Origin of the sequence: Microvirga ossetica, from assembly GCF_002741015.1 — a bacterium.
Lineage (GTDB): Bacteria > Pseudomonadota > Alphaproteobacteria > Rhizobiales > Beijerinckiaceae > Microvirga > Microvirga ossetica.
The window spans coordinates 276,493-300,540 of record NZ_CP016618.1; the positions used below are offsets into that span (position 1 = coordinate 276,493).

General features: G+C 61.6%; 19 protein-coding genes and 6 pseudogenes. 16 read left to right on the forward strand and 9 right to left on the reverse strand.

Annotated elements, in window-relative coordinates:
• Positions 1–321 precede the first annotated feature (321 nt).
• Positions 322–705: a hypothetical protein gene (locus tag BB934_RS47830; RefSeq protein ID WP_157934526.1), complete on the reverse strand. Its 384-nt coding sequence runs from the start codon at positions 703–705 to the stop codon at positions 322–324.
• Between the two features lie 120 nt (positions 706–825).
• Here BB934_RS47830 and BB934_RS35765 point away from each other — a divergent pair, with 120 nt between their 5' ends.
• Positions 826–2,898 carry an adenylate/guanylate cyclase domain-containing protein gene (locus tag BB934_RS35765; RefSeq protein WP_157934527.1) on the forward strand — a complete coding sequence of 691 codons (2,073 nt, stop codon included), beginning with the start codon at positions 826–828 and terminating at the stop codon, positions 2,896–2,898.
• Positions 2,899–3,052: 154 nt separating this feature from the next.
• Here the strand turns inward: BB934_RS35765 and BB934_RS35770 are convergent, their stop codons facing one another.
• Positions 3,053–3,247, reverse strand: a complete 195-nt coding sequence (locus BB934_RS35770) for a DUF6494 family protein (RefSeq protein ID WP_099514533.1) — start codon at positions 3,245–3,247, stop codon at positions 3,053–3,055.
• Between the two features lie 45 nt (positions 3,248–3,292).
• Entirely contained in the window at positions 3,293–4,105 is an 813-nt protein-coding gene (locus BB934_RS35775; protein WP_099514534.1) for an SDR family oxidoreductase, read from the reverse strand.
• A 418-nt stretch (positions 4,106–4,523) separates the two neighbouring features.
• Here BB934_RS35775 and BB934_RS35780 point away from each other — a divergent pair, with 418 nt between their 5' ends.
• The 3 genes from BB934_RS35780 to BB934_RS35785 all read left to right on the forward strand — a co-directional run bounded on the left by BB934_RS35780 (position 4,524) and on the right by BB934_RS35785 (position 5,620).
• Entirely contained in the window at positions 4,524–4,829 is a 306-nt protein-coding gene (locus BB934_RS35780) for a hypothetical protein (RefSeq protein WP_099514535.1), read from the forward strand.
• Between the two features lie 252 nt (positions 4,830–5,081).
• Entirely contained in the window at positions 5,082–5,240 is a 159-nt protein-coding gene (locus tag BB934_RS47835; protein ID WP_157934528.1) for a hypothetical protein, read from the forward strand.
• Between the two features lie 164 nt (positions 5,241–5,404).
• Entirely contained in the window at positions 5,405–5,620 is a 216-nt protein-coding gene (locus tag BB934_RS35785; protein WP_099514536.1) for a dodecin family protein, read from the forward strand.
• Positions 5,621–5,697: 77 nt separating this feature from the next.
• On the opposite strand, the gene BB934_RS35790 is transcribed toward BB934_RS35785, so the two are convergent.
• Together BB934_RS35790 and BB934_RS35795 are read right to left on the reverse strand one after the other, a co-directional pair.
• Positions 5,698–5,934, reverse strand: a complete 237-nt coding sequence (locus BB934_RS35790; protein WP_099514537.1) for a DUF6455 family protein — start codon at positions 5,932–5,934, stop codon at positions 5,698–5,700.
• Between the two features lie 91 nt (positions 5,935–6,025).
• Positions 6,026–7,480, reverse strand: a complete 1,455-nt coding sequence (locus BB934_RS35795; protein ID WP_099508970.1) for an IS4 family transposase — start codon at positions 7,478–7,480, stop codon at positions 6,026–6,028.
• 583 nt (positions 7,481–8,063) lie between these two features.
• On the opposite strand from BB934_RS35795, the gene BB934_RS35800 reads away from it, so the two are divergent.
• The 4 genes and pseudogenes from BB934_RS35800 to BB934_RS35815 all read left to right on the forward strand — a co-directional run.
• Positions 8,064–8,708: a DUF47 domain-containing protein gene (locus BB934_RS35800; protein ID WP_099514538.1), complete on the forward strand. Its 645-nt coding sequence runs from the start codon at positions 8,064–8,066 to the stop codon at positions 8,706–8,708.
• A 13-nt stretch (positions 8,709–8,721) separates the two neighbouring features.
• Positions 8,722–9,063, forward strand: a pseudogene (locus BB934_RS35805) (inorganic phosphate transporter); the annotation flags it as partial.
• Between the two features lie 70 nt (positions 9,064–9,133).
• Positions 9,134–10,085, forward strand: a pseudogene (locus BB934_RS35810) (IS630 family transposase).
• Positions 10,086–10,096: 11 nt separating this feature from the next.
• Positions 10,097–10,789, forward strand: a pseudogene (locus BB934_RS35815) (inorganic phosphate transporter); the annotation flags it as partial.
• A gap of 370 nt (positions 10,790–11,159) precedes the next feature.
• On the opposite strand, the gene BB934_RS35820 reads toward BB934_RS35815, so the two are convergent.
• Positions 11,160–11,870 carry an IS6 family transposase gene (locus tag BB934_RS35820; protein ID WP_099514539.1) on the reverse strand — a complete coding sequence of 237 codons (711 nt, stop codon included), beginning with the start codon at positions 11,868–11,870 and terminating at the stop codon, positions 11,160–11,162.
• A 205-nt stretch (positions 11,871–12,075) separates the two neighbouring features.
• Here BB934_RS35820 and BB934_RS35825 point away from each other — a divergent pair, with 205 nt between their 5' ends.
• Together BB934_RS35825 and BB934_RS35830 are read left to right on the forward strand one after the other, a co-directional pair.
• Complete coding sequence (locus BB934_RS35825; RefSeq protein ID WP_099508092.1) at positions 12,076–13,116, forward strand: IS110 family RNA-guided transposase; 1,041 nt, start codon at positions 12,076–12,078, stop codon at positions 13,114–13,116.
• A 476-nt stretch (positions 13,117–13,592) separates the two neighbouring features.
• A pseudogene (locus BB934_RS35830) lies at positions 13,593–14,633 on the forward strand (adenylate/guanylate cyclase domain-containing protein); the annotation flags it as partial.
• Positions 14,634–14,651: 18 nt separating this feature from the next.
• Here BB934_RS35830 and BB934_RS35835 read toward each other — a convergent pair.
• Positions 14,652–15,998: an IS701 family transposase gene (locus BB934_RS35835; protein WP_099513884.1), complete on the reverse strand. Its 1,347-nt coding sequence runs from the start codon at positions 15,996–15,998 to the stop codon at positions 14,652–14,654.
• 62 nt (positions 15,999–16,060) lie between these two features.
• On the opposite strand from BB934_RS35835, the gene BB934_RS35840 reads away from it, so the two are divergent.
• The 3 genes from BB934_RS35840 to BB934_RS35845 are packed head-to-tail and all read left to right on the forward strand — an operon-like array spanning position 16,061 to position 17,208.
• Positions 16,061–16,339: a hypothetical protein gene (locus BB934_RS35840; protein ID WP_157934446.1), complete on the forward strand. Its 279-nt coding sequence runs from the start codon at positions 16,061–16,063 to the stop codon at positions 16,337–16,339.
• Positions 16,340–16,358: 19 nt separating this feature from the next.
• Positions 16,359–16,634 (forward strand): hypothetical protein, encoded by a 276-nt coding sequence (locus BB934_RS49665; protein WP_237050593.1) that lies wholly within the window; start codon positions 16,359–16,361, stop codon positions 16,632–16,634.
• Between the two features lie 16 nt (positions 16,635–16,650).
• Positions 16,651–17,208, forward strand: a complete 558-nt coding sequence (locus BB934_RS35845) for a tetratricopeptide repeat protein (RefSeq protein WP_237050594.1) — start codon at positions 16,651–16,653, stop codon at positions 17,206–17,208.
• A 435-nt stretch (positions 17,209–17,643) separates the two neighbouring features.
• Here the strand turns inward: BB934_RS35845 and BB934_RS35850 are convergent.
• A pseudogene (locus BB934_RS35850) lies at positions 17,644–18,350 on the reverse strand (IS6 family transposase).
• 272 nt (positions 18,351–18,622) lie between these two features.
• Between BB934_RS35850 and BB934_RS35855 the strand changes: the two are divergent.
• From BB934_RS35855 to BB934_RS35865, 3 genes are all read left to right on the forward strand, one after another.
• On the forward strand, positions 18,623–20,323 hold the full coding sequence (locus BB934_RS35855) for a hypothetical protein (protein ID WP_099514540.1): 1,701 nt from the start codon (positions 18,623–18,625) through the stop codon (positions 20,321–20,323).
• A gap of 199 nt (positions 20,324–20,522) precedes the next feature.
• A complete protein-coding gene (locus tag BB934_RS35860; RefSeq protein WP_157934529.1) occupies positions 20,523–21,542 on the forward strand; it encodes an autotransporter family protein in 1,020 nt (339 codons plus the stop codon).
• A gap of 227 nt (positions 21,543–21,769) precedes the next feature.
• Complete coding sequence (locus BB934_RS35865) at positions 21,770–23,725, forward strand: sensor histidine kinase (RefSeq protein WP_099514542.1); 1,956 nt, start codon at positions 21,770–21,772, stop codon at positions 23,723–23,725.
• A 67-nt stretch (positions 23,726–23,792) separates the two neighbouring features.
• Here BB934_RS35865 and BB934_RS35870 read toward each other — a convergent pair.
• Positions 23,793–24,044, reverse strand: a pseudogene (locus BB934_RS35870) (DDE-type integrase/transposase/recombinase); the annotation flags it as partial.
• Between the last annotated feature and the right edge of the window lie 4 nt (positions 24,045–24,048).

Sequence of the window (24,048 nt, forward strand, 5' to 3'; positions counted from 1 at the left end):
AAAACATCAGGGCCTGGGGTCATGCAGCACCGCGTGCAAAGGCCGGAGACATGACTGCACCCGCCCCGCTAGGCCCAAACGTCATCAACAATCACATTGCCAAACGGGCGCCATCCAGACATGACAACACCCATTCCGGACACCCGTTTCCTACTGAGGACGAACGAGTTCGGGAAATACCGTAAACTCCTCGCGATCAGGTTCGGAGGCTGGAAGACCCCGAAGCCCACCTGATGCGGTAGCTGGGAGCAAAGACCACCGGCCTCGACCTCAGACTTTCCTTTCTGGTCACGCATAGCCGGTCCGTGAAAGGTTGCTCAATTACCTTGTCGGCCCGGGCCGCATTTCATCGGGAATGGCAATTGCCAATCGGCGAGCCGTCGCAAGGTTCACGATCAATTCCAGATGCCGGAGCTGTTCGATCAGGATGTCCTCGGGTTTCTCTTCGCCGGCGTTCAGCTTGCTGACCTCGTTCTTGCAATAGCCATTGGCCTCGTCGACCTTAGAGCCGTCGAACTGGCGACTCCAAAGCGTGATCACGTCCGCGGGATTCCCTTCCGAGGCACGGGATGGACATAACTTGTCCTGGTGGCAAAGAAATTGCCCTTTTGCGCGATCCGCCGACAGTAACCCTATTGCAGGCTGGGTCGATTGTGGTGAGTTGATCTTCCGTCGCGCTGGTGCAGAGTGCTTTGGGCGGCGCATCACGCCGTCTCGCCCATGAAACCAGCAGCCCCGAGCGAGACCGAGGTTGCTCCAAGCGCCAAACCGGATGACACAGGGTAACGCTCCAAGCCATTGGCTCCCGCACCCTGGGCCAAGGCCATGAAACTGAAGATCCGCCTGGTCTTGATTGCCATGACCATTGTCCTCATGGCCACGTCCTTGGGCGCCGTCGCGGCCTTCGTGCTGATCCGGAACAACGCAAGCTCCCGTGTCATCGACCAGTTGCAGATAGATCAGGCCGCAACGGAAGTCGGGTCGAAGATTGCCAATTTCCTCGAGAAGGGTCCGTTGGCGCTGACACGGATGCAGCGGCTCGTCGACGAGCATTTCCTCGATCTGGACGACAGCGAGCGCATGGTCACGTACCTGATCGCGGAGATGAGGGCTGACCGCGACCTGACATGGCTGAGCTACTCGAAAGCCCAAACCGGGGCCTTCATCGGCGTGACGCGCCGGGAAGGGATGCTCGTCCTCAATCGGGCTGCCATTGATGTCGATGGGGGAAAGCCAAGGGAGTGGGAGATCCGCGCCGACGGCACGCGGGTGGCGCTGGCTGCCGTGCTGCAAGTGCCCTATGACCCTCGTACGGCCCCCTGGTTCCTGCTCGGCCTCCAGGCCATCCAGCCTCGCTGGACCGATCTCTACAAGTTTGCCGAGGGCCAATGGGGGGTCTCGACGGTATTGAGGATGCGCTCGCCTTCAAGCGCGGACGGTGGGGGCGTCGCCACGGCGGACTTCCACCTGAGGGTGGTTGACGATTTTCTCAGCGGGCTCCGGATCGGCAGGAGCGGCCGTGCCACCGTCATTGTTCCCCAGCCGCTGGGTGACCCCGTAGTACTGGGGGGAGGCGCATTGCCTCCCGAAACGAAAACCGCCCTCGACGGGATGAAAAATAACATATCAGCGAGAGACAGCAGGGTGGCCAAGGTGGCCACCGGAGTATTCGGCAACCTAGTCGGCAATGCTCCCATTGTGATGGACACCCGTGCCCTGACCACCGCGAGTGGACGACCGTGGTTCCTCGCCGTGATGGTTCCGGCCGAGGAGATCAATGGTCCCATTCAACAAGCGACCCGAGATACCCTGCTCGTGATTTTGGCTTTCCTGGCCCTCGGGGTTGTCGTCGCGGTTGGGATGGCGCGCCTGATCACCCGCCCGATCTGGAAGATCAGCGAGGACATGCGGCGTGTCGGCGAGCTTCATCTCTCAACGACGGCACCGGCCCCTTCATTCATCAACGAGCTGGATATGATGGGGCAGACCCTGGCCGCGATGAAGGCATGTCTGCGGTCCTTCGCCCTTTACGTGCCGCGGGAGCTCGTCCGGGCAACCCTTTCCAGCGGTCGGGATATCGAGCCAGGCGGCGAGATACGAACCCTGACGGTGATGTTCACCGACGTGGCGGACTTCACGAAAATCGCCGAACCCCTTTCGCCTGAGCAGGCCAGCCGTGAACTGGGCAGCTATTTCGACATTCTCGAGGACGCCATCACCGAGTGCGGCGGCCTTCTGGACAAGTTCATGGGCGATGGGACGATGGCTCTCTTCAACGCCCCGAACCTTTTGCCTGATCACGCCGCACGCGCATGTGAGGCAGCCTTGACGGTTCAGGAGCACCTGGTTGCCTTCAACACGCAGCGCCAAGCTGAAGGTATGATGCCGTTTCACACCCGGATCGGCCTTGCCCTCGGGCAAGCAATGGTCGGCAACATCGGCTCGTCACATCGCCTGGCCTACACTGCCATCGGTGACGTGGTGAACCTGTCCAGCCATCTTGAGTCTCTCAGCAAGGTCTACGGCACAGCCATCCTGGCCGATGGCGCCGTGTGGGAGTCCTCCGGCAATCAGTTCGAGTGGCGGCATCTCGACCGGGTAGCCGTCGCAGGCCGCGAGGCCCTGGTCGAACTGTATGAGCTCCTTGGACGCAAAGGCGAAGTGGACTCCGCAAAGCTCAGGACGAGGGACCTGCACGAGGCTGCATTGGGATCACTGATCGAAGGGGACTTCGACAGGGCCGAACTTGGATTCACGGCCATCGTCAGCGCCGATCCGCGCGATCACGCAGCCGGAGTCCTGCTCGCATATACTTTGGAGACGCGGCAAACCCTCGCTGCCGCGCGGGCAAGCGGTTGGAGAGGCGTACACGTCTACACGTCCAAGAGGCCGATTTGATGGGAACGGCCTAGGTCGGCGAGGGCCGCCGAGTCCCGGGACAAGTCGCTGAAGAGGCGCCGCAAAGGAACCCAAGTCACTCAGAACATCGTCGATCGGATCGAAGCCTGACACGCCTGCGACAGCCGAAGGAGCGAGGTGTGTCAGAGATCATCTAGCTGAGGTCGATGGACGTTTCGACCACGTGCTTCAGCTCCGGATCATCATCCGAGGTGAGTGTCATGCGAAGCCTCAGTTGCTTTCCCTTAATGGCTCCCTCCCGCACGACCCGCTCGATCTCGCGCTGCGACGTCACCCCGACTTCCTTCAGGAACTTGCGGATAGCCATGTTGAGTTGGTCGTCATCCATGATGATCTCCTCCTTTGCATCCGCTGACGTCCGCCGCACGGATGCCTATGATGCCCAATTCTCTCTGAAGTCATTGAAAAGGGTCACGCCACCGCAGGCGAATATTGTCTGTCCAGTGATGTAGGATGCGTCATCCGAAGCCAGGAAAGCGAACACCGCAGCCATTTCCTCGGGAGAGCCGGAGCGTCCCATCGGGATGTGCCTGTCGACGTTGCCCCTCGCGGCCGGATCGTCCTTCCAGGCTGCATTGAGATCGGTGTCGATCGCACCGGGGGCGACCGCGTTCACCCTAATCCCTTGATCGGCATATTCGAGAGCCAGTGTCCTCGTCAGGTTCCTGAGTCCGCCATTGCTGATCGAATAGGCGACGAAGCCAGGCTTCGGAATGATCTCGTGGGCACTTGAGCAGTTGATGATAGTCCCTCCGCCGGGGCGCGAGAGGAAGTGTCCGATGGCTTTTTGCGAACATGCCAGCGCACCGGTCAGGTTGACGTCCAGGATGCGTCGATACTCGTCGATCGGGTAGGCGTGGCTCTCCCGCCCGGACTGGATCGCGGCATTGTTGACGAGGATGTCGAGTTGGCTCCAACTCCCGAGCACTTCGTCGAACATGCCCGCTATTGCCGGTTCGCTGCCGATGTCGGCCTGGACGATCATATGATTCCGGGCACCTCCGGCTTCACGGGATGCCTTATGGGCCAGCCTCAGGGTTTCCTCCGCGGCCCCTCTCGAGCCGTTGAAGTTGATGGCGATGGTTGCCCCCTCTCGCGCGAAGCGAACGGCGACCGCCCGACCGATTCCGCGTGAGGCGCCCGTAACCAGGGCATAGCGCCCATCAAGGCGTCCGCAACCTCTCATCGCGCTATCTCCATCAACATGCAGATCATCGGCTGGCATGCCAGCGCCTTGTTTTCGCTTCATGCTACGGTCCGAGTGGCCCTTCCGGCTTTTCCCCGTTCCCGGCCAAGCTCATGATGCGATCAGACCCTGACGATCTGTAGCGTGCGAGGAGATGGTCAAGCACCACCACGCAGAGCCCAATTGTTCGTCGGTGGCTGGGCGCTATCGCAGCTCTGGATGTTCTGGGTGGAGGGACTGTGTGGCCTCGGTCACGGAAGGGTAAGGTATTTGGAGCGATCATGGTGACATCGCAGGAGGTCACCATGACACGATCCTCACGACGCCAGGCCAGACGCTGGGTCATCCAGGAACTGACCCGCAGCATGGAGCAACGCAGCCAGCCTCTCCAGCCATCCAAGCCGACTGAGGGCTGATCATGTTGCAAGCGCAGGCACGGGCGACATCCGACATCATGGACAACCAGATCAGGGCCAAGGCGAAGGCTCTCTGCGTCGAGGACGGCTTCGACCCGGACCAGGACGTGACGCACGCGTATGGCGACGATTTCACTGCCGAGGAGTGGGATTCCAGGTGGACGTCCAATCTGGAAATCCCCTTTCAGTCGGTGGTCAGCCCGATGTGGAGGCTGTATCGGGCCCGCGCGTTCATCGAGCTGCCTCAGCTACAGAAGGTGCTCGAGACCAGCAACAACGTCGTCTTCTTCAGCAGAAGCAACGTTTAGCCTGATACAGCGCGGCCGTCTTATCGGCCGCTTTGGACCTGCGAGAGCCAGGTCAGGGACAACCCAGGATATTGCACTGCTCTTGCTGCTCTGCTGCTTTTCTCAAGGGGCTGCCCAGGTTCAGGTCGAAGAAGCAAAAGACATTCTCGGATCATAGGCGGATGGAATTTCGCGGAACGCCGTTGATGGAACGGTGAACCATGGTCCCTTTGGGCCGTTGGTAGGCGAGGAACTCCGTAGGAGGTATGAATTATGGACGCGTTCAGCCGCGATAATGCGGCCGAGTATCGCCAGCAGGCTGTGCAGATCCGCAGCTTTGCAGAGCAGGTCTCACTCCTCGAAGCCAAGTTTCACCTGTTTGAGGCGGCCCAGCAACTGGAGGAGCTGGCGGCGGACGAGGATCGCCGATAGGCCTGCGCCTCAAACCCCATAGGTGCGAAAACGGACCACGAATTTCCGATGGGCTCGAGTCAGGGCCGCACGGGAAGTTCCGACATTCAGTCCGTCATGAATAAAGGGTGCAGCGGTGCAAGGCGCAGTTGGCGTTTTGCGCTTTCCAGAGAGGGAGGAATTAGATGGCAGAAAGTGTTTACAAGGTCATCGAACTTGTTGGCACAAGCACCGAATCCTGGGAAAAAGCCGCGAGCGCAGCCGTAGAGCGGGCGGCCGAGACATTGCGCGATCTTCGTGTCGCAGAGGTCGTCGAGCAGGACCTCAGCATCAACGACGGAAAAGTGGAATTCTACCGCGTTAAGCTGAAGCTATCGTTCAAATATGAGGCCGCTGACTGAGCTCTTTCGCAGAGCGAACGAGCGATGGCCGAGGCGCGATCGGTTTGGCCAACGCCGTCGCCATTTCAGCCGGCGGATCAGGCCGTGCCCGATGCCCGCACACAGTTCAGGAAGGCGGCATTGGCGCAGAAGAGCGGCGGTTCGTCGGCGCCACCACCCTCAAGCCAGCGTCCGAAGTCGGTCGCGTTCTGGCAGGCCAGGCACCGACGGCACGCGGCCGAGAACCCGCCATCGAACCTATCCCGTGCCGTTGCGCCGGGATCTGCTCCCACCCTCTCCATCATCCGGCCGAACAGGCTGGCTTGCCGCTCCACCCATCGGCTCCTCGGCTATGACCGCGCACGCGGCATCGGCCTCTGCGGCGCTCCCGATCCCATAGACGTATCCTCTCGGTTGGACTTTCAATTACCCATAGATTTGCGCCCCAATCCTAGCGCCGAGTTCGATATCCATCAGGCGGGATAGTCCTCTCCACATGACGGTGTTTCCTGGCGGAGGATCATGGCCACGGGCAAGGTAGCCGCCCATGCGGGCGATCTTAGTTAAATAGTAGGCGAGCGTCTTGCTCCGCAGCAGCACCTGGCCCTTGTCTCGCACCAGCTCGTCGAGCAGGTCCATTTCCAAGTCCGTCAAGGCCAGCCGCGGCGGCACGTCCGGAACAACACGATTGAGCATCGTCATCCAGAAGATCCGCCAGCTCAGGATGCAGTAGATGCTGAGCAGGTTCACCAGGCGCTCGGCCGTTCTCAGCTTGGTCTCCTCCGCTCGGCACCCGGACTTGAGGATCTTGTGGAACAGCTCGACCTTCCAGCGCATGGCGTACCAGTCGAGCATCTGGATCGCGTCCGCGCGGGATCGTACCGGCAGATCCGTGATCAGCTTCCAGTCGATCCGCGCCCGGTCTTTGGGTGGATGACGCTCCTGTGCGTGGATCACCGTCAGGCTCAGGGCTGGATAGCGCTTCTGCTTGCCGATCGGAGGCAGGATGTGGATCCGGCGGTATTTGAGCTCTACGGTGGCAAGGCTCACATCGCCTTTCGGGCTGCGAACTTCGACCTGATGCCGTCCTTTGACCTTCACCTCTGCCATCTCGTCCGCGATGGTGTGCTGGCCATCGCCCGCCAACCGATCCACGCAGGTTCGGACCAGGAAGTGCGTGCTCAGAGCCTGAGCCGTGCAGAAGAACTCGTCGATGTCGTTCTCCCGGTCGCCGATATGGATGCAGCGCTCAGGAGCACCGAACAGCGCCACGGACTGCCTCATGCACTCCAGCCAGCGGATACTCTCCTTCTGATCGATGGGCACCCGGGTCGGGTTGATCTTGCGTTTGAGCGTCCGGGCGCCCTTGAACTGAGGCCTCGTCCAAAACTTGATCGCCGAAAGCCCCAGCGGCAGCCCATCCGCGGTCACAGCCAGGCAAGAGTGCATGAGCAGCCCGCAGACCGTGTGCATCCTGGAGCGACCTTCCTTGTCCCGGCCGCTGTTGACCCGGCGGGTCGCACCAATCCGTTCAGGCTGTGCTCTTTCGTAGGACAGTTCGGTTGTGTCCTGAATGACCAAGATAGGGCCACCGAAGGCGGCAAAGCGGGTTCGGGTGGCTTGGAAATGGCCCTGAAGGATCTCATGGTCGGAAACTTTGGGATTGGACAGGAAGCGGTAGGCCGCTTTGGTGTTAGCCCAATCCTGGCAGGCCAGCGGAAGGCTGCCGCCAATGGCACCGGCCATGTGGGTCAGGAGCTTGCGCAGGCGCTGGCCGAGACGATTGTCCCGAAAGCGGCACCCAGCGAGTTCCTGATCGACCCAGGAAATAACATTGGCTGCCTCTCCCAGAGGATGCGTCGGAAGAGACGTCTTTGTCATGGCCCAGCTCCCGCGCCGCCTCGTGGGAGCGAATAGGAGGCCGTCCGGCGTATGCCCGGCGCGCAGAGATCAGCGAGATCACGGGAAAGCCGAGACAGAGCCCTGTCCATGGGACACCTCTCACAGATGAGGAGATGCTCACCAAGGAATCACGCTTGGTGCTGGTCAGGCAAGCACTGCTGCTAAGTCAGAAATGTGGGTAATTGAAAGTCGGTTGGAACACTTACCACAAGGATAACTCACCTCAGGGCTGCGCTCCTTGTTCAAGCGCAAGGGGCGATCATGAATACCGCCGCTTGAGGCACGGGAAATATCCTGCTTTTGCCGTGAAATGGCCTTGCTCGACCGAGTAGACGCTCCGCAGTTGTGATATTTGCCTGGAACATCCCTTCAACAGCCAAGTTCCTTCGCATATAGCCGGCAACACAGTGGATCCGCTCGGGTTGATAGAGGATGGGCAGAGGTGGAGCACTTGCGGGGTCAACCAAACATCCCCTGCACGAGTTCCTCTGGCGCTCTGGCATTGCCTCCGTGTTTGGACTGGATCGGGAGGTGCGTGCCGTGTCCCACGAGGAGATAACACATGCTTCGATGGTTCCGCGCCCTGATGCCTAAGGAAGATCAGTTCTTCGAGCTGTTCGAGGAACATTCAAGAACGGTCCTGGCCGGCGCAGAAGCCCTTCGGGCTGCCTTGGCGGGCGGACCCGATATCGATCGGCACATCACGACCGTCATGAACCGTGAGGATGACGCGGACAAGATCACAGGCGAGGTGCTTACGGCCATCCGCCGATCCTTCATCACTCCCTTCGACCGGGGCGACATCAAGGATCTCATCACGTCCATGGACGATGCGATCGATCAGATGCGCAAGACGGTCAAATCGGTCGCTCTCTTCAAGGTCACTCGGTTCGAGCCTGAGATGGTCCTGATGGCGGACTGCATCGTCCAAGGTGCGCAGATCGTGCAGGAGGTCATCCCGATGCTGCGCTCGGTCGGCACCAATGCGGGGCGGATCAGTACCCTGTCGGAGCGCATCACGCAGATCGAAGGAGAGACGGATGACCTCCACGACTCTGCCCGCGCCCGCATGTTCCAGGCGATGGGATCCGCTCACGCTCTCGACTTCTGGGTCGCGTCCGAGATCCTTGATCATCTTGAACACGTCATGGATCGCCTGGAGGATGTGGTTCACGAGGTCCACAGCATCGTAATCGAGCACGTCTGAGGAGTGCCGCCGAATGGATGCCGCCTCCGTCTCCCTGCCGCTGCTCGTGGGCCTCGTCATCGTGGCGTTGCTGTTCGACTTCATCAACGGCCTTCACGACGCCGCCAATTCCATCGCGACCATTGTCTCAACCCGGGTCCTGAGGCCGCAATTCGCCGTGGTTTGGGCCGCGTTCTTCAATTTCATCGCTTTCCTGTTCTTCGGGCTTCATGTTGCGAATACCTTGGGCAGTGGCATCGTTTCGGCCGCCATCATCGATGCCGCGGTCATTTTCGGCGCGCTGATGGGGGCGATCATCTGGAACGTCATCACTTGGGCGGGCGGCATTCCCTCTAGAGCATCGGCTGTTCTGATTGAATCGGAGGCTATGCGGCGTGACGGCTTTGTGATTCCCTTATCTCGGCCCTCTTTAGAGGAGATGAGCGATGACCAAGTCCTACTCGCTGGATCTGCGGCAACGGGTGGTGCGCTTTGTTGAGGCGGGGCATTCCTGCCATGAGGCCGCGCGCCATTTTGAGGTGTCGGTCGCGTTTGTGGTGCGGCTCATGGCGGCGTATCGGGCCACCGGCAGCCTGGCGCCCAAACCAGAGGGCGGCTGGCGCTACTCCAAGCTCGACCCGCATCGCGACTTCCTGATCCGTCGCGTCGCCGAGAGGAACGACATCACCATGCCCCAGCTCGCGGCCGAACTGGTGGCCTTGGGCACCAAGATCACGCCGGCGTCCATCGCGCGCTGGTACATCCGCCACGGCTATAGCGTCAAAAAAAACTTTGCGGGCCAGCGAACAAGAACGCTCCGACGTGCGCCAGGCCCGCGAGCATTGGCACACAAAACGCCAGCCGCGCATGCGCCAGGAGCCGCACCGGCTCGTGTTTCTCGATGAGACCGGCACATCCACCAAGATGACGCGCCTGCGCGGCCGCTGCCTCAAAGGGCAGCGTCTGTATGCAAGGGCACCATTCGGCCACTGGCTGACCCAGACCTTTGTCGCCGGGCTGCGCTACTGTGGTCTGACGGCGCCTTGGGTGATCGATGGGCCGATGACCCGTCAGATCTTTGAGACTTATGTGGAGACCCAGCTTGCTCCGACCTTGTCCAAGGGCGACGTGGTGATCCTCGACAACCTGCCGGCGCACAAGAGCGAGACGGCGGCGCAGTGTCTGAAGCAACGCGGCGCCTGGTTCCTGTTCCTGCCTGCTTATTCGCCCGATTTGAACCCAATTGAGCAACTCTTCGCCAAGATCAAAGCACATCTGCGCAAAGCCGAAGCCCGCACCTTTGACGCGCTCTGGCGGGCCATCGGGGACATCTGTGATGGGGTCGAAGCTGAGGAATGCCGCAACTACTTCACTGCCGCAGGTTATGGATTCGTCTGAACAGCCGATGCTCTAGCAGCTCCCATGCCCTGGTTGGCGGCCTCGTGGGCGCGGGCCTGGCCAAAGCGGGCCTTGGATCTGTCGTCTGGAGTGGCCTCGGCCCCACACTTCTGGCGATCGTTCTGTCGCCCCTGATCGGATTTGGCCTTGCGCTGCTTCTGGTGCTCATCACAAGCTGGTCCGCATCCCGGTCCTCCCCTTTTGCGGCGGATCAGACATTTCGCGGTCTCCAGTTCCTGTCGGCAGCCCTCTATTCCCTCGGGCATGGCGGAAATGATGCCCAGAAGACCATGGGCGTCATCGCAGTGCTCCTGTTCTCACAGGGCCATCTCGGCAGTGAGTTCTACGTCCCGTTCTGGGTCGTCATTTCCTGTCAGGCGGCCATGGCATTGGGTACCCTGATGGGCGGCTGGCGGATCGTGCACACGATGGGATCGAAGATCACGCGGCTCACCCCCATGCAGGGCTTCTGTGCCGAGACGGGAGGAGCGATCACATTGTTCATGGCCACTTGGCTCGGCATCCCGGTCTCTACGACCCACACGATCACCGGAGCGATCATTGGGGTCGGAGCCGCCCGAAGAACCTCTGCGGTGCGGTGGGGAGTTGCCAAGGGCATCGTGATGGCCTGGTTCGTGACGATCCCAGCCTCCGCGATCATCTCGGCGTTCTTCTACTGGGTCGCAGCCTCGATCATGTTCTGAGTAAATCCGTGAACTGCACCGGGTAAGTCCGATTTTTTGAGATGGATTTGACCGCGTAGCAGACAAGGTGCGCCCGAGCCGGTGGCAAGCCCCGACCACGGCGCTGAGCGGTTCGTGGGGGAGGTTAACGCACGTCGGTCAGCTTAACGGCAGCCAGCGCTTCAACAGCCGTTGCAGATGCCGCGGGTAATGCTTTTGACTTTCTTTTCCCAGGCCTGCTGCTGCACCTCGTCTTTCCTTCGCACCTCGTCACCGCGGGCAGCCGCCTTCTCGGCCGAATAAGCTTCGGACGACGCTGGTCTCGCAGGCTGTTCCGATGGTACCGTCAATTTAACCAGCTGAAGGCAAAGCGCCTCACTGGGGCGGCAGATCAGAAGCCCACCGCAACGCCCGTCACTTCGGCCCAAGCCGTGAAGGCTCGGGCCCGGGACTGGCGATAATCAGCAGCGTTGGAAGTCGCGGGGCGATGGAAGAGATTTGCAACCTGATCGGGAACGGAAAGAAAGCGCTGGGCCTGCCCGGCTGACTTGAAGCGCTTCATGATCCGCTCCCGTCGTCGCGTCGGCTGATGACTGTTCTCTGCGCGGTTGTTCAAGCCTTTGTGCTGTCGGTGCTCAACGCTTGGCATCACCGTCCGTTTGGCAGCGGCATAGCTGGCCAGTTTATCGGTGATCATCACACGAGGGGCCACTCCCTGCTTCTTAAGCAGCTTGCGCAGCAGGCGCTTGGCTGCTTGTGTATCGCGGCGGCTCTGAACCAGAATGTCGAGCACGGCTCCGTGCTGATCGACGGCACGCCAGAGGCAGTGCTTCCGGCCTGCAATACTGATCACCACCTCGTCCAAATGCCACTTGTCCCCGGGTGCCGGAAGACGTCTGCGGATTTGGGTGGCGAAATTCTGGCCGAACTTCAGCGCCCACTGCCGCACCGGATCATGGCTGACCAGGATACCTCGGGCGGCCAGCATCTCCTCGACCATCCGGAGGCTGAGCGGAAACCGAAAGTACAACCAGACGGCATGGCTGATCACCTCAGCCGGAAAGCGGTGGCGGGCATAACGAGGATGACGGGTCTTCTTCATCCCTCACATATGTCAGGATCCCGTCACCTCCGGGTTAAATTGACGGTGCCCCCTGTCGTCGTGGCGCTCCCATGGAGAACCTGGCCCATAGATGGAGTATTCGGCCTGCCATCCCATGGCTTGGGCTAGAAAGGCGCGCGCCGCGGGACGATGATGAAACCTGGTCTGTTGGATCAAGCACAAGCATCAGGAAAGGAAGCCTAGCATGAAGCACTATGCTGGACTGGACGTCTCGGTGAAAGAGACGTCGGTGTGCGTTGTGGATGAAACGGGTAGGATCTGTCGCGAGACAAAGGTGCCGAGCCACCCAGACGATCTCGCGCAAGTCCTCCACGATCCTGCTTGGCGGCTCGAGCGGATCGGCCTTGAGGCTGGCCCTTTGTCGCAATGGCTGTTCAGTGGGCTTGCAGAAGCCGGTCTGCCTATCGTCTGCATCGAGACCCGCCATACGAAGGCATTCCTCAAGGCACAGGTGAACAAGAGTGACCGCAACGACGCACGTGGCATTGCGCAGATGATGCGGGTGAATCTGTTCCGACCGGTTCATGTAAAAACCCTGACCAGCCAAAAGCGGCGCGCCCTCCTGACCGCCCGCAAGTTGCTGCAGGAGAAGGCGATTGCATTTGAGAATGATATTCGCGGCCTGCTGCGCAACTTCGGCCTCAAAGTCGGCATCGTTGGCGCAGCCAAATTCGACATCCGCATTCGCGAACTCCTTGACTGTCTGCCTGACCTGGCAGAGATCATAGAGCCGCTGCTGGCCAGCCGGCGAAAGCTTCGAGAGGAGTTCGAGCGTCTTCATCGAAAGCTGCTATCGATTGTCCGCGACGACGGTGTTTGTCGACGCCTGATGACCATTCCAGGGGTCGGTCCCGTTGTCGCTTTAGCCTATGCCAGTACTATCGACGTTCCGGCTCGCTTCCGGAACTCCAAAGCCGTGGGTGCCTCCCTGGGGTTAACGCCGGTGCTTCATCAGTCGGGTGAGAGCAACCGGATCGGCCGCGTCTCCCTCTGCGGGGATGGCATGATGCGAACGCTGTTGTACGAAGCCGCTCAAGTCATGCTGACGAATGTTCACGTGAAGTGGTCGTGGTTGAAAGCATGGGCGATGAATATCGCCAAACGGCGTGGTGGGCGAAAAGCCATTGTTGCGCTGGCCCGGCGTCTGGGCGTGATCATGCACCGCATCTGGAGCGATGGCACCGTATTCCGCTGGACGAGGGAAAGCATACCCGCAGCTGTCTAAGATGCCATACCGGAACGGGCAATGAGATAACTCGAATTCCGCCAGAAGGCGGAAGAAAGACGTCCTTCGCAGGACGATGGATCAGGCGAGCTCGTGGATGCGCTTGTATCGGCCGCGCTGCCGCGGCCAGAACGCCCCATAGATTGAGCCACCTCATCCTACGAATCCCATGGTGGGAGGGCAAATGTGCCGATCCCGGAGAGAAGCAAGGCCCTGCGAGAGACGACTGCCTGGAGGTGGGATGGCCGATGCCTTAAAAGCGCTTGACTTGGAGGGGCCGAATAGAGAAGCGCATCCCTCCATTCCGGCGATAAGAATGCACCATCAAACCCTGGGATCAAACATCTAGCCATGGCGCTGCAGCCTAAGCTTGGCACCATCTAAGATAAGACATTCATGAGCCACTGGAGTATGATGAGTATGGGCTGGATTTGAGCAACCCGCGAGCGTGGCAAGACGCACAGACTGGTAGTCACATGGGCAATCCCATTGTGCGCAGACGATTGGCCGCCATCCTCGCAGCAGATGTAGTGACCTATAGCCGCCTCATGGACTTGGATGAAACAGGCACTCATGCGGCATGGAAGTCCCATCGCGCAGAACTGATCGACGCCAAAATCACCGAGCATGAGGGCCGTACCGTGAAGCTCGTTGGTGACGGTTTTCTGGCGGAGTTTCCAAGCGTCGTGAATGCAGTTGCTTGTGCGGCTGCGGTTCAACACGGCATGAGGGAACGCAATGCGGGGTTGCCGCGAGACCGCCGGATGGAGCTTCGCATTGGCATCAACCTCGGCGACGTGATTGTCGAGGGCGACGATATCTACGGCGATGGCGTCAATGTGGCGGCACGGCTTGAAGGCATTGCCGCGCCGGGCGGGATCGTGGTCTCTGGAGCTGTGCGGGACAATGTCGGCAATCGGCTCGATCTGCGGTTTGAAGACATCGGCGAGCAGAGGCTCAAGAATATCGATAGGCCAGTGCGCGCTTATAGCGTCCTGCTCGACATTCCCTCAGCACTCATAACGAGCCGGTTGGATGTAGGCTCACAGAAGACTTGGAGCATTGAGAAGCCGTCCATCGTCGTCTTGCCCTTCAACAACATGAGCGGCGACCCCGAGCAGGAGTATTTCGGTGACGGGATCACCGAAGACCTTATCACCGACCTGTCGAAGATCTCCGGCCTGTTCGTTGTCGCACGCAACACATCCTTCACCTACAAGGGCAAACCTGTGAAGGCGCAGCAGGTGAGCCAGGATCTCAGGATCAACTTTATACTGGAAGGCGGTGTCCGGAAAGTCGGCTCGCGCGTGCGCGTCACCGCGCAGCTTGTCGACGGCAGAGATGGCGGTCATCTCTGGGCTGACCGATACGACCGTGACCTCACCGACATCTTCGCCATTCAAGACGAGATCACTCATTCCATCATTGAGCAGCTGAGAATCAAGCTGCTGCCGGAGGAGAAGGAGATCATCAGCCGGATGCCGACGGAGAACGTGGAGGCGTATGGATATTACCTGAGCTGGAGTTTGGCCCTTTCAGGTGGGGAAGCATGCAGCCTCGGTAAGGCGATTGAGCAGAGCCCGTGGGATTTTTACCTGGTCCCGGTCCTGTCGAGACGTTTCAAAACTGGTGCTCCACAGTTTGGCCCGTACAACCGCCAGAGCATCGCTGAAGGTCAGGCGCGATTTCGCATACCAGGCGGCCTGCCGTGGCTTCCAGCCATCCTTGAGAGCCTCATTGGACCACACCGTCACCAACGAGAACAGGCCGAGCAACGCAGGCGTGGTGCGGGCAATCGCTCTGTCCGACCACTGGCGCTGCGTTTCCACTCCGAGATGGCGGCGCACTTCCGCGAACGTCACCTCGACCGACCAGCGCCGCACAAACCACCGCAGCACATCCACCGGATTCGCCGTCAGATCCGTGCACAGGAGAGCCCGCGGCTCGAACGCGCCCGCTTCATCCCGCACCAGCACCCAGCGGATCGGCACACTCTTGCCCGGGTGGTACCAGAGCGCCGTGCCGGAGGCGATCGCCAGCCGTCGATCCTGTCCTCCGTACCAGTGTGGGACAGTGATCCGCCGCCAGCGCGTGGTCGGATCGCTCAGTCGCTGCGCCAGGGTGGGCTGGCGAGGGCCCGAGACCCGCGGCCGTCCCTTCTGGCCGGGCGGGCGCACCGGGGGCGGATCGAATAGGCGCGCATCGAGCCGCAAGCGGGTGATCACCGTCAGGTGCCGCCGCACCGCTTCGAGCAACTCGATGGCCGCATAACTCATATCAGCCACAACGATGACCTGTCGCTCAGGCAGCCAACGGGCGACCTGGAGCAGCAGCTGGCGCGCCCAGTCCGTCAACAGCTTGTGCCGATGCCGCCTCTCGTGGGCATAGCGTTCCGAGGGCGCCAGGATGGTGAGGAACGGCAGTGCCCACACGCGGCCAGCCCAGGGGATCGGCGCCAGGAGCATGAGGCTGATCCAGCGCAGGCCCGACGTCTTGACGAAATGACCATGGGAAGAGCGGACCGGATCGCGATAGATGCCACGCGCCCGGATCCGGGCACCCCAGCGCCGCTCGATGGTCTCGTCGATGGCGATCACCACGGGTCCTTCGGGCACGAAGGTGGTGATGAGCTGATGCAGCAGCCGACGGGCGAGATCGCGCGGCGCCCAGCGGTTGCGGTTGAGCACGCGATGGAAGGTTGTAAAGGTGGCAATCTCGCGCAGGCCCAGGATGCTCAAGGCGGACGTGACGGTCCGCCGGCCGGGAGCCAGGATGGCGCCGGTCATCAGGATGAGCACGCCCCGCAAGGTCGGCGCCGTAAAGGCACTCGCGAAGGGTGCGAACCAGCCGGTGAGGACAGGAGCGGGTGCGGGAGGTATCATGGCGCGCTCTGACGGACGTGATGACCGACAGATCAACGCCTTTCTGCGGAGCTGGCCTGTTCATGGGACAACGCGATCGCATCCTGGAGGGGCTCGAAACCCTCTGCCAGGCCCATGATGTTGTGGTGGAGAAGCGAGGCCGCGGCTACTCGTTGCTGAGCCGACGCACCGGGGCGCCGGTGGCACGGCTGCGTCCGACCGACGATCCCGAGAAGGTTCAGGTGTTGTGGTGGAATGGCGAGCGCTGGAAGGACCCTGGTCCGTTCGGCAGGCTGACGATGCCGGTCGACCAAGCCGTCGAGTACATCGCCTCAGAGCCCGCTTTCTGGATCCATGTCTGATCCTCCAGCACCCTCAAAAATGGCCAAACTCAAGCTGAGAGGCCGACAGTTTCTGCACCGGCATTCAAAATCTTACTACGTTCTCGCAAAGCGCATGTTCGCTAAGGCGGTCGAACTCGATCCGCTGTATGCGCGGGCTTATGCCGGATTAGCAGACTGTGATTCCTTTCTCTTTTTGCACTATAACGCAGACGTCTCGACCGACGACATTCTGGCGGCGAGCGCCAAGGCGCTGGATCTGGAAGGCGGCCTCGCCGAAGCCCATGCGTCGCGGCTTGGCGCTCTCATTGCGTGAGCGGTATCCAGAGGCAGTGGCAGAGTTCGATCAGGCGATCGCATGCGATTCCAATCTGTTTGAGGCGCATTATTTCTATGCCCGCGCCTGCTTTGCTCAAGGGAGGCTTGAGGAAGCGGCCCGGCTTTTCCAGCGTGCGGCAGAGCTTAAGCCAGACGATTATCAGGCCTTGCTTGTACTCACCGGGATATACCGATCGCTCGGGCGCGAGCAGGAAATGAAGGGGGCGGCACGGGAGGGGGTTGAGCGTGCCGAGCGCGAGCTCATGTTACATCCGGGAAACCCGAGACCTGCCTACTTGGGAGCTGTGGGACTCGCGGTTCTTGGCGAGTTTGCTCGGGCCAAAGAATGGGCGGAACGGGCTCTGGTGATTGATCCTGACGACGGCCTGACAAAGTACAATGTGGCCTGCGTCTGTTCTCTCTTGGGTGAGCATGAGCGAGCCATCGACTTACTGGTGGACCTTCTCCCAAGCGCCACTCAGGAAAGAAAAAGGTGGGTGGAACACGACTCCGATCTCGATCCGATCCGCAGTCATCCGCGCTTCCCGGAAGTGCTTGAACTTCTTATCTAGGAGGTGCTGATCTGGACACCGGGTGTTCCGCTGCATCGTCATGCATTATCCTATCCTCGCTCAGTCTTGCCGACTTTCTTCCATACCAAGCCTTCGATTACGAGCAATTTTGCGCTCTCCATCTGGGAGACAATCTCCGAGTACACGATGAACGCAAATCGTCCAAAGGCATTGGGGTGGCCTTTGCTAAAGATTTATTATTCAGGCTTTTTCGCTGGTCACGCATTGATGCGGGCGGTGGGCCAAGCGATCATTCGTGTTGAGCCTCGCCAAGCAAAACGATTGACCGAAATAGGACAGCTATTCTGCGGGAATTCCTTCTCCGTCTCGCCAGGAAATTATGAGCTTCGAACAGAGCAAGCCTCTGATCGGTATTGTCAACTTGACGCCCGATCGGCACAGCTGCCGCAAGTGCTGCCCTCAAGCCCGTCCAGATCAGCCTACGAGGGCAGCCCCGGTTGCATCGCGCCAAGAAATGAAAGCGCAATCGCGGGCCACGCGGTACTCACTGGCGGAAAGACGGTGACGGCGGAGTTGGAAGTGGTTGTGGATCGGCGTGTGAGTAGCGAGGAATTGCTGTGCGTGCCGGACGGACTTGAACCGCCTCATGTGACGCTCGCGCCTTCGCGTGGGCTGGTGCGAGACCTCACAGCGATTGTTGAGATACCGGCTCTGGCGATGTTCAACGCCCGGCAGGATCTCGCGTTTGGCGGCGCCATAGGATCCGAGTTTATCGGTCACAATCACCCTGGGCACATAGCACAATTCAGTAGCTTACGGAAGAAGCGCTTGGCGGCCGTCTTGCTGCGGCGACTCTGGACCAGGATGTCGAGCACGTTGCCATGCTGATCAACGGCTCGCCAGAGATAATGCAGTTTGCCTCGGATGCGAACGAACACCTCGTCCAGAAACCATTTGTCACCGGGCTGCGGCCGCCTCCGCTTCAGGGTCCTGGCGTAGGTGCGTCCGAAGCGCAGGCTCCGCTCGCGGATCGTCTCGTAGCTCACCACAGCTCCTCGCGCTGCGAGGATCAGCTCGACTTCGCGCAAGCTCAGGCTGAAGCTGTGATACAACCAGACGGCCTGATTGATGATCTCGGCCGGATAGCGGAAGCCCCGGTAGGGATTGGACGTTGTGCTCATGCCTAAGACCGTGCCACAGATCGCCGCCTCTCGCCAACGTGACAGTACCCCGTCGACACCCTGGTCATGTGACCTCAGGGGGGCAACCTCGCGGTTGGAGCGCCGTGCCGTCTGGTTGCGTCACTGATAGATGGGGGCTGGCGTCCTTGCGCGTCAGGAAACATTCGGACAAGTTAACCGAGCATTAGTCCTTCGCGTGCCGCAGTGGAGGGCGACACCGCCGATTGCCCGCTTCACTGCCTGTTCAAACGGCATCATGGGAGGACTGGACGATGCGGCAAGGTCTGCTCTTCGCTGTTGCCTACGGCATTCTCGGCTTCGCCATGGCAATGGGACAGGAGGCTGTCGCTAAAACGACCTGCACGGTACCGCCCAATTCCAATAATGGTGTGGTGCAGAACGGGCCGCCACCTTGCATGGTCGGAGACGTGACGGTCGGGTATGGCACTGCGGTGACGGCGAGGAGCGGTGCTGATGTGACCGTTAACGGGGCGGTCACCGCTCATGGTTATGGCACCGGTGTCGATGCCAACACGAACTCGCTCGTGATCATCAACAACTCGGTCAGGACGACGGTCGTCGGCGTGACCGGGCCGATCACGGCAAGTGGATTAGGACTCAGCGCAAGCTCCTCAGCACGAATCGAGGCCAACGGAATCAGACTGAGCAATGACGGTGGCGGAGGAGCGGTGGCACTGAAGGCCGACAACGGCACAATTGTCGCACGCGCGATCACAATCGACTGGCCGAACGGCGGGGGGCAGAGCCTGATTCAATCGCTGAATGGCGGCCTGATCCAGTTCACACCCGGCTCTTCGATCAGCAACGCGAACGGTGGCGTCCCGTCGGCCCTCCTGGCCGATGGGATCGGAAGCCGCATTGAGGCGGTTGGACTGATCACGTCGATGGGCAGCGCCGGCGGCATCACCGGCGCGAAGGCGCAAAATGGTGGCAGTATTACCTTCTCCAGCGCGAGCTCGATCTCGTTCACAGGTGGCGGCGGCAACACGGGGGTGTCGGTTTCCGGATCGGGAAGCGTCGTTTCCACCGATGGCCTGGTCATCACGGCGACAAACGGTGGCGGCAATGATGTCGGCGTCAATGCGGATAACGGGGGCCGCGCCGTTCTCACTGGTGGCAGCATTAATATTGCCGGAGCGGGCGGTGGCGAGCGGGGCCTTCGGGCGACAGGCACAGGCAGTGTCATCGCCGCGACCGGCACGGCGATCACTGTCACGGGGCGAAGCGGCAACGCCGGCGTGAACGCGCTCAATGGCGGGCGGATCGAGACATCCGGTGGGTCGGTGTCCGTAACGAACGGCGCAGGCGGCCTGTTGCAGAGTGGCAGCACCACCATCATGACTGGCACGAACGTGACCGCCTCCGGCACGGATGGCATTGGCTTCCAGTTCAATAACGGCGGCAGCAACACGCTCGACTACCAAGGCGCGACGATCGAGGCCAACGCCGCCTCGTTCTCCGTCCAGGGCGCGATCGCGAATATCGATTTGACCGACACGACAGCCGTCGCCAACAACAATACGTTGCTGGAAACCCGCAATGGCGGAAACACAACGTACAACGCCCGTAACTCGAACCTACAAGGCGTCGTCACCACCCCTGCCGGCAGCACCAGCGCGTTGTCGCTCACGCAGGGTACCGTCTGGACGATGACCGGCAATTCGAAGGCGACATCGGTCGCAAACGACGCCAGCCAGATCATCTACACCGCACCACTTGCGGACCCATCGCAGCTCGCGAGTTACAAGACCTTGACGGTCACAAATTATGTCGGCCGCGGCGGCTCCGTTGCGCTCAACACCTATCTCGGAGCGGATGGCTCGCCCTCGGACCGCCTTGTGATCGACGGCGGCAGCGCCAGCGGCCGTTCGGGTCTGCGCATCACCAACACCACCGGACCGGGCGACTTGACGCTCGGCGACGGCATTCTCGTCGTTGAGGCGATGAATTGAGGCACAACGCAAAACGGCGCCTTCGGCCTGAGCGGGATCGTGGCGGCGGGTCCTTACGAATACCTGCTCTATCGCGGCGGCTACTCGGCCGGCACGCAGAACAATTTCTATCTACGCAACGCCCTCGGCCCCGATCCAGATCCCGACCCGGATCCGGGTCCCGAGCCCCCAGCCGCCGATCCCCGATCCGCAGCCACCGGTGCCGGGACCCGTCCCGCCGGCGCCCGTTCCTCCCGCTCCGGTCCCGCCCGGCCCTGCGCCGATCCCGTTCTACCGGCCGGAGGCGGTGGTCTATGCCGGGCTGTCGGGGCTCGCCCGCTTCATCGGCCTGGAGATCCTCGGCACCTTCCACGAGCGCCAGGGCGAGCAGAGCCTGCTGACCAAGAACGGTGGCTTTCCCATCGCCTGGGGCCGGGCCTTCGGCTCGAAGACCGAGTTCCGCCGCGGCGGGCCGCTGGCGCCGGAATTCGACGGCCATCTCTTCGGCTTCCAGGCCGGCATGGATCTCGGCGCGGCCGAAACCTGGCAGGGCCACCGCGACCATTTCGGTCTCTTCGTCGGCCATGCCGAGGCGGACGGCGACGTGCGCGGCTTCGCCATCGGCCAGCGCCGGGCGGCGAGCGGCTCGGTGCCGATGGACGCCACCAGCCTCGGCCTCTACTGGACCCATGTCGGGCCACAGGGCTGGTACCTCGACGGCGTGCTGATGCATTCGTGGCTCGACGGCGAACCGCGCTCGAACCGTGGCGTCGGGCTCGATCTGGAGGGCCATGCCGCCACCGCTTCGCTGGAGGGCGGCTATCTGTTCTGGCTCACGGAGAAGATCTCGCTCGAGCCGCAGGCGCAGATCATCTGGCAGCATGTGGCGTTCGATCCGACGCAGGACCGCTTCTCCTCGGTCTCATTCGACGCCGACGATGCCTGGACCGGTCGCCTCGGGGCTCGCTTGCAAGGTACCTTCCAGGATGATTCAACGACATGGCGCCCGTATCTCAAGGTCAACCTCTGGCACGGCTTCGATGCCACCGACTGGACGCGGTTAGCCACGGTGGCGCTGCCGGCCTCGTTCGGGGCGACCTCGCTCGAGGTCGGAGCCGGCGTGGTGGCGACCCTGTCGGAGAATGTGAGCCTGTTCGCCGTCGCCGATTACACGACCAGCCTCAATGGGCCGCACCGCGAGACGATCGAAGGCAATCTAGGCATGCGGATCACATGGTGAGTGGTCCCATCCGCGAGGATCCCGACCGCTTCCGACGGGTTGCCGAACGGGCACGGATGACAGACATCGAGATGTAGAAGCATTTGGTAAGCGGGGCAGATTGGGAGCGAGGATCAAGTGTATCAAACGATCCCGGGATAATTAACGAATCCTTTGAAAATGCCGTCGAACCGGACCTCGCGCCGACCGTTTCCCCCTAGCGCTCGTGTCCTCACGGATGAAGGCCGATGAACTGGACGTCGAAGCAGAACGGGATCGTCCCGGTTCCCCCTGCGCAGCACATCCTGGACGCCCTCACGGGCCCGGTAGCGGTCCTCGACCAAACCGGCGCCATCATCGCTGTCAACGAGGCCTGGCGCACCTTCGGCGAGGCCAACCAGGCCAAGGAGGTATCGTCCGTTGGGGTCAATTACCTCGACGTCTGCGACCGCGCCACCGGAGGGGACGCCGCCTGCGCGCGCGCGGCGGCTGCGGGAATCCGCTCGGTGCTCGCGGGCACGGGCAGCTTCTCGCTCGAATATCCCTGCCATTCGCCTTCCGAGAAGCGCTGGTTCCAGCTGCGCGCCTCCCGTCTCGACCATGAGGGCGCGATCTATGCGGTCGTGGCCCATCACGACATCACGGACCGCATCCTGGTCGAACAGGAGCGGCAGGGGCGGCTGGCGCGGGCGCACCGGCACCAGGAACAGCTGAAGGCGCTTGCTGCCACCTGCACGCGCATCGCCGCGGTGGGTCTGCCCGAGATCATCTTTCGCGAAATCACCGAGCAGGCCCGCCTGATCATCGGCGCCCATTGGGCCTTGACCCACACGATTCCCTACGTCCTGTGGCCAGAGAACCCCGTCATCGTGTCGGTGTCGGATAAGTATCGCGAGTTCCCCACATCGGCGATTGCGCAGAGCGGCACCGGCGTCTACACGCACGTGGTTCAGACCGGCCAACCCGTGCGGCTGACGGCGGCGGAGCTGAGCCGGCTTCCGGACCTCCAGGGCGTGCGCAATGCAGCGTCCGACCTTCTCGTGATCGAGGGGCTGCTCGCGGTGCCGATCACCGGCGTGCAGGGCGGCCTGCTCGGCGTGCTCATGCTGTCGGACAAGGATCACGGCGCGTTCACGCCCGACGATGAGGCCATCCTCGCCCAACTCGCCCAGATTGCCGCCGTCGCGGCGGAGAATGCCGTCCAGACCCGGGCCGAGCGGGAAAGCCGAGAGCGCCTGTGGACCACCCACGAGCACGCCAGCGTTGGCATCGGCGAGACCAACGAGCATGGGAAGTTCGTGACGGTGAACAAGGGCCTGTCATCGATCACCGGCTATTCGCGCCACGAATTGCTGGGCCTGAGCCTGTTCGATCTCATTCCGCCGGACGACCTCGAGACCGAGAAGGCCCTGTACGAGCGGCAGATCGCCGGCGCGTTGAAGACCTATTCGCTGGAGCGGCGCTCCATCCGCAAGGACGGAGCGAGCGCTTGGCTGCAGATGTCATCAACAGCGGTGTTCAACAGCGAGGGCCGGTTCCAGTACAGCGTGCGGGTCATCCAAAACATCGACCAGCGCAAGCGGTTCGAGCAGCGGCAGGCGCTGCTCGTGCGGGAACTGCACCACCGGGTGCGCAACACGCTCGCGGTCGTCGAGGCCCTGGCCGGCGCCACGGCCCGGGCGACGGCCAGCGTTCGGGACTTCAAGCGCACCTTCTCGTCGCGCATTGCGACGCTCGCCAAAACGCAGACGCTGCTGACGGAGGATTACTGGCAGACCGCACTCCTGCGCGAGATGCTGCTGTGCGAGCTCCAGCCGTTCCACAACAAGCGGCATCAGCGCTTCACTCTGGAGGGGCCGGAGGTGAACCTGACGGCCGATCTCGCGATTCCGCTCAGCATGGCGCTTCACGAACTGACCGCCAATGCGGCGCGGTATGGCGCGCTCTCCGTCCGTAAGGGTTGCGTCGCCGCGACGTGGGATGTGGTGACGACCGACGGCAAGCGCGCGCTTCACCTGCAATGGCGTGAACGCAACGGACCGCCTGTCGACACACCGACGCACCACGGCTTCGGCGTCACCCTGCTTGAGCGGGTTCTTCAGACCCAGTGCCAGGCGCAGGTGCGCCTCGCCTTCGATCCGGCAGGGCTGCAGGTCGAGATCGAACTCCCTCTGATGACACACCGCCTCTTGCCCGATTATTGAGACGCTTTCCGGAGGGCATCGTCAACTTAACGGCTTGAGACAAGCTGACCTTCCCTGAACCGTCAAATCAGAAATCCGCAGCGACGCCAGTCACCTCAGCCCAGGCCACAAAGGCCGACGCTCGGGTCTCTCTATGCTCAGCGGCGTTGGTGTTGGCGGGACGGCGGAAGAGATCTGCAACCTGGCCGTGAACTGAAAGAAAACGTTGCGCCTGCCCGGCTGATTTGAAGCGCTTCATGATGCGCTCCCTTCGTCGGGTCGGCTGATGAGAGTTTTCCGCGCGATTGTTTAAGCCCGGATGTTGGCGATGCTCCGCCCTCTGC

Bases quoted from the DNA above. Each gene is read 5' to 3' on its own strand.
- BB934_RS35800 (WP_099514538.1), top strand. From the start codon at position 8,064: ATGCTTCGATGGTTCCGCGCCCTGATGCCTAAGGAAGATCAGTTCTTC.
- BB934_RS49665 (WP_237050593.1), top strand. From the start codon at position 16,359: ATGGCCAAACTCAAGCTGAGAGGCCGACAGTTTCTGCACCGGCATTCA.
- BB934_RS35765 (WP_157934527.1), top strand. From the start codon at position 826: ATGAAACTGAAGATCCGCCTGGTCTTGATTGCCATGACCATTGTCCTC.
- BB934_RS47830 (WP_157934526.1), bottom strand. From the start codon at position 705: ATGCGCCGCCCAAAGCACTCTGCACCAGCGCGACGGAAGATCAACTCA.
- BB934_RS47835 (WP_157934528.1), top strand. From the start codon at position 5,082: ATGGACGCGTTCAGCCGCGATAATGCGGCCGAGTATCGCCAGCAGGCT.
- BB934_RS35855 (WP_099514540.1), top strand. From the start codon at position 18,623: ATGCGGCAAGGTCTGCTCTTCGCTGTTGCCTACGGCATTCTCGGCTTC.
- BB934_RS35835 (WP_099513884.1), bottom strand. From the start codon at position 15,998: ATGATACCTCCCGCACCCGCTCCTGTCCTCACCGGCTGGTTCGCACCC.
- BB934_RS35770 (WP_099514533.1), bottom strand. From the start codon at position 3,247: ATGGATGACGACCAACTCAACATGGCTATCCGCAAGTTCCTGAAGGAA.
- BB934_RS35795 (WP_099508970.1), bottom strand. From the start codon at position 7,480: ATGACAAAGACGTCTCTTCCGACGCATCCTCTGGGAGAGGCAGCCAAT.
- BB934_RS35775 (WP_099514534.1), bottom strand. From the start codon at position 4,105: ATGAGAGGTTGCGGACGCCTTGATGGGCGCTATGCCCTGGTTACGGGC.
- BB934_RS35840 (WP_157934446.1), top strand. From the start codon at position 16,061: ATGGGACAACGCGATCGCATCCTGGAGGGGCTCGAAACCCTCTGCCAG.
- BB934_RS35780 (WP_099514535.1), top strand. From the start codon at position 4,524: ATGTTGCAAGCGCAGGCACGGGCGACATCCGACATCATGGACAACCAG.
- BB934_RS35825 (WP_099508092.1), top strand. From the start codon at position 12,076: ATGAAGCACTATGCTGGACTGGACGTCTCGGTGAAAGAGACGTCGGTG.
- BB934_RS35820 (WP_099514539.1), bottom strand. From the start codon at position 11,870: ATGAAGAAGACCCGTCATCCTCGTTATGCCCGCCACCGCTTTCCGGCT.
- BB934_RS35865 (WP_099514542.1), top strand. From the start codon at position 21,770: ATGAACTGGACGTCGAAGCAGAACGGGATCGTCCCGGTTCCCCCTGCG.
- BB934_RS35785 (WP_099514536.1), top strand. From the start codon at position 5,405: ATGGCAGAAAGTGTTTACAAGGTCATCGAACTTGTTGGCACAAGCACC.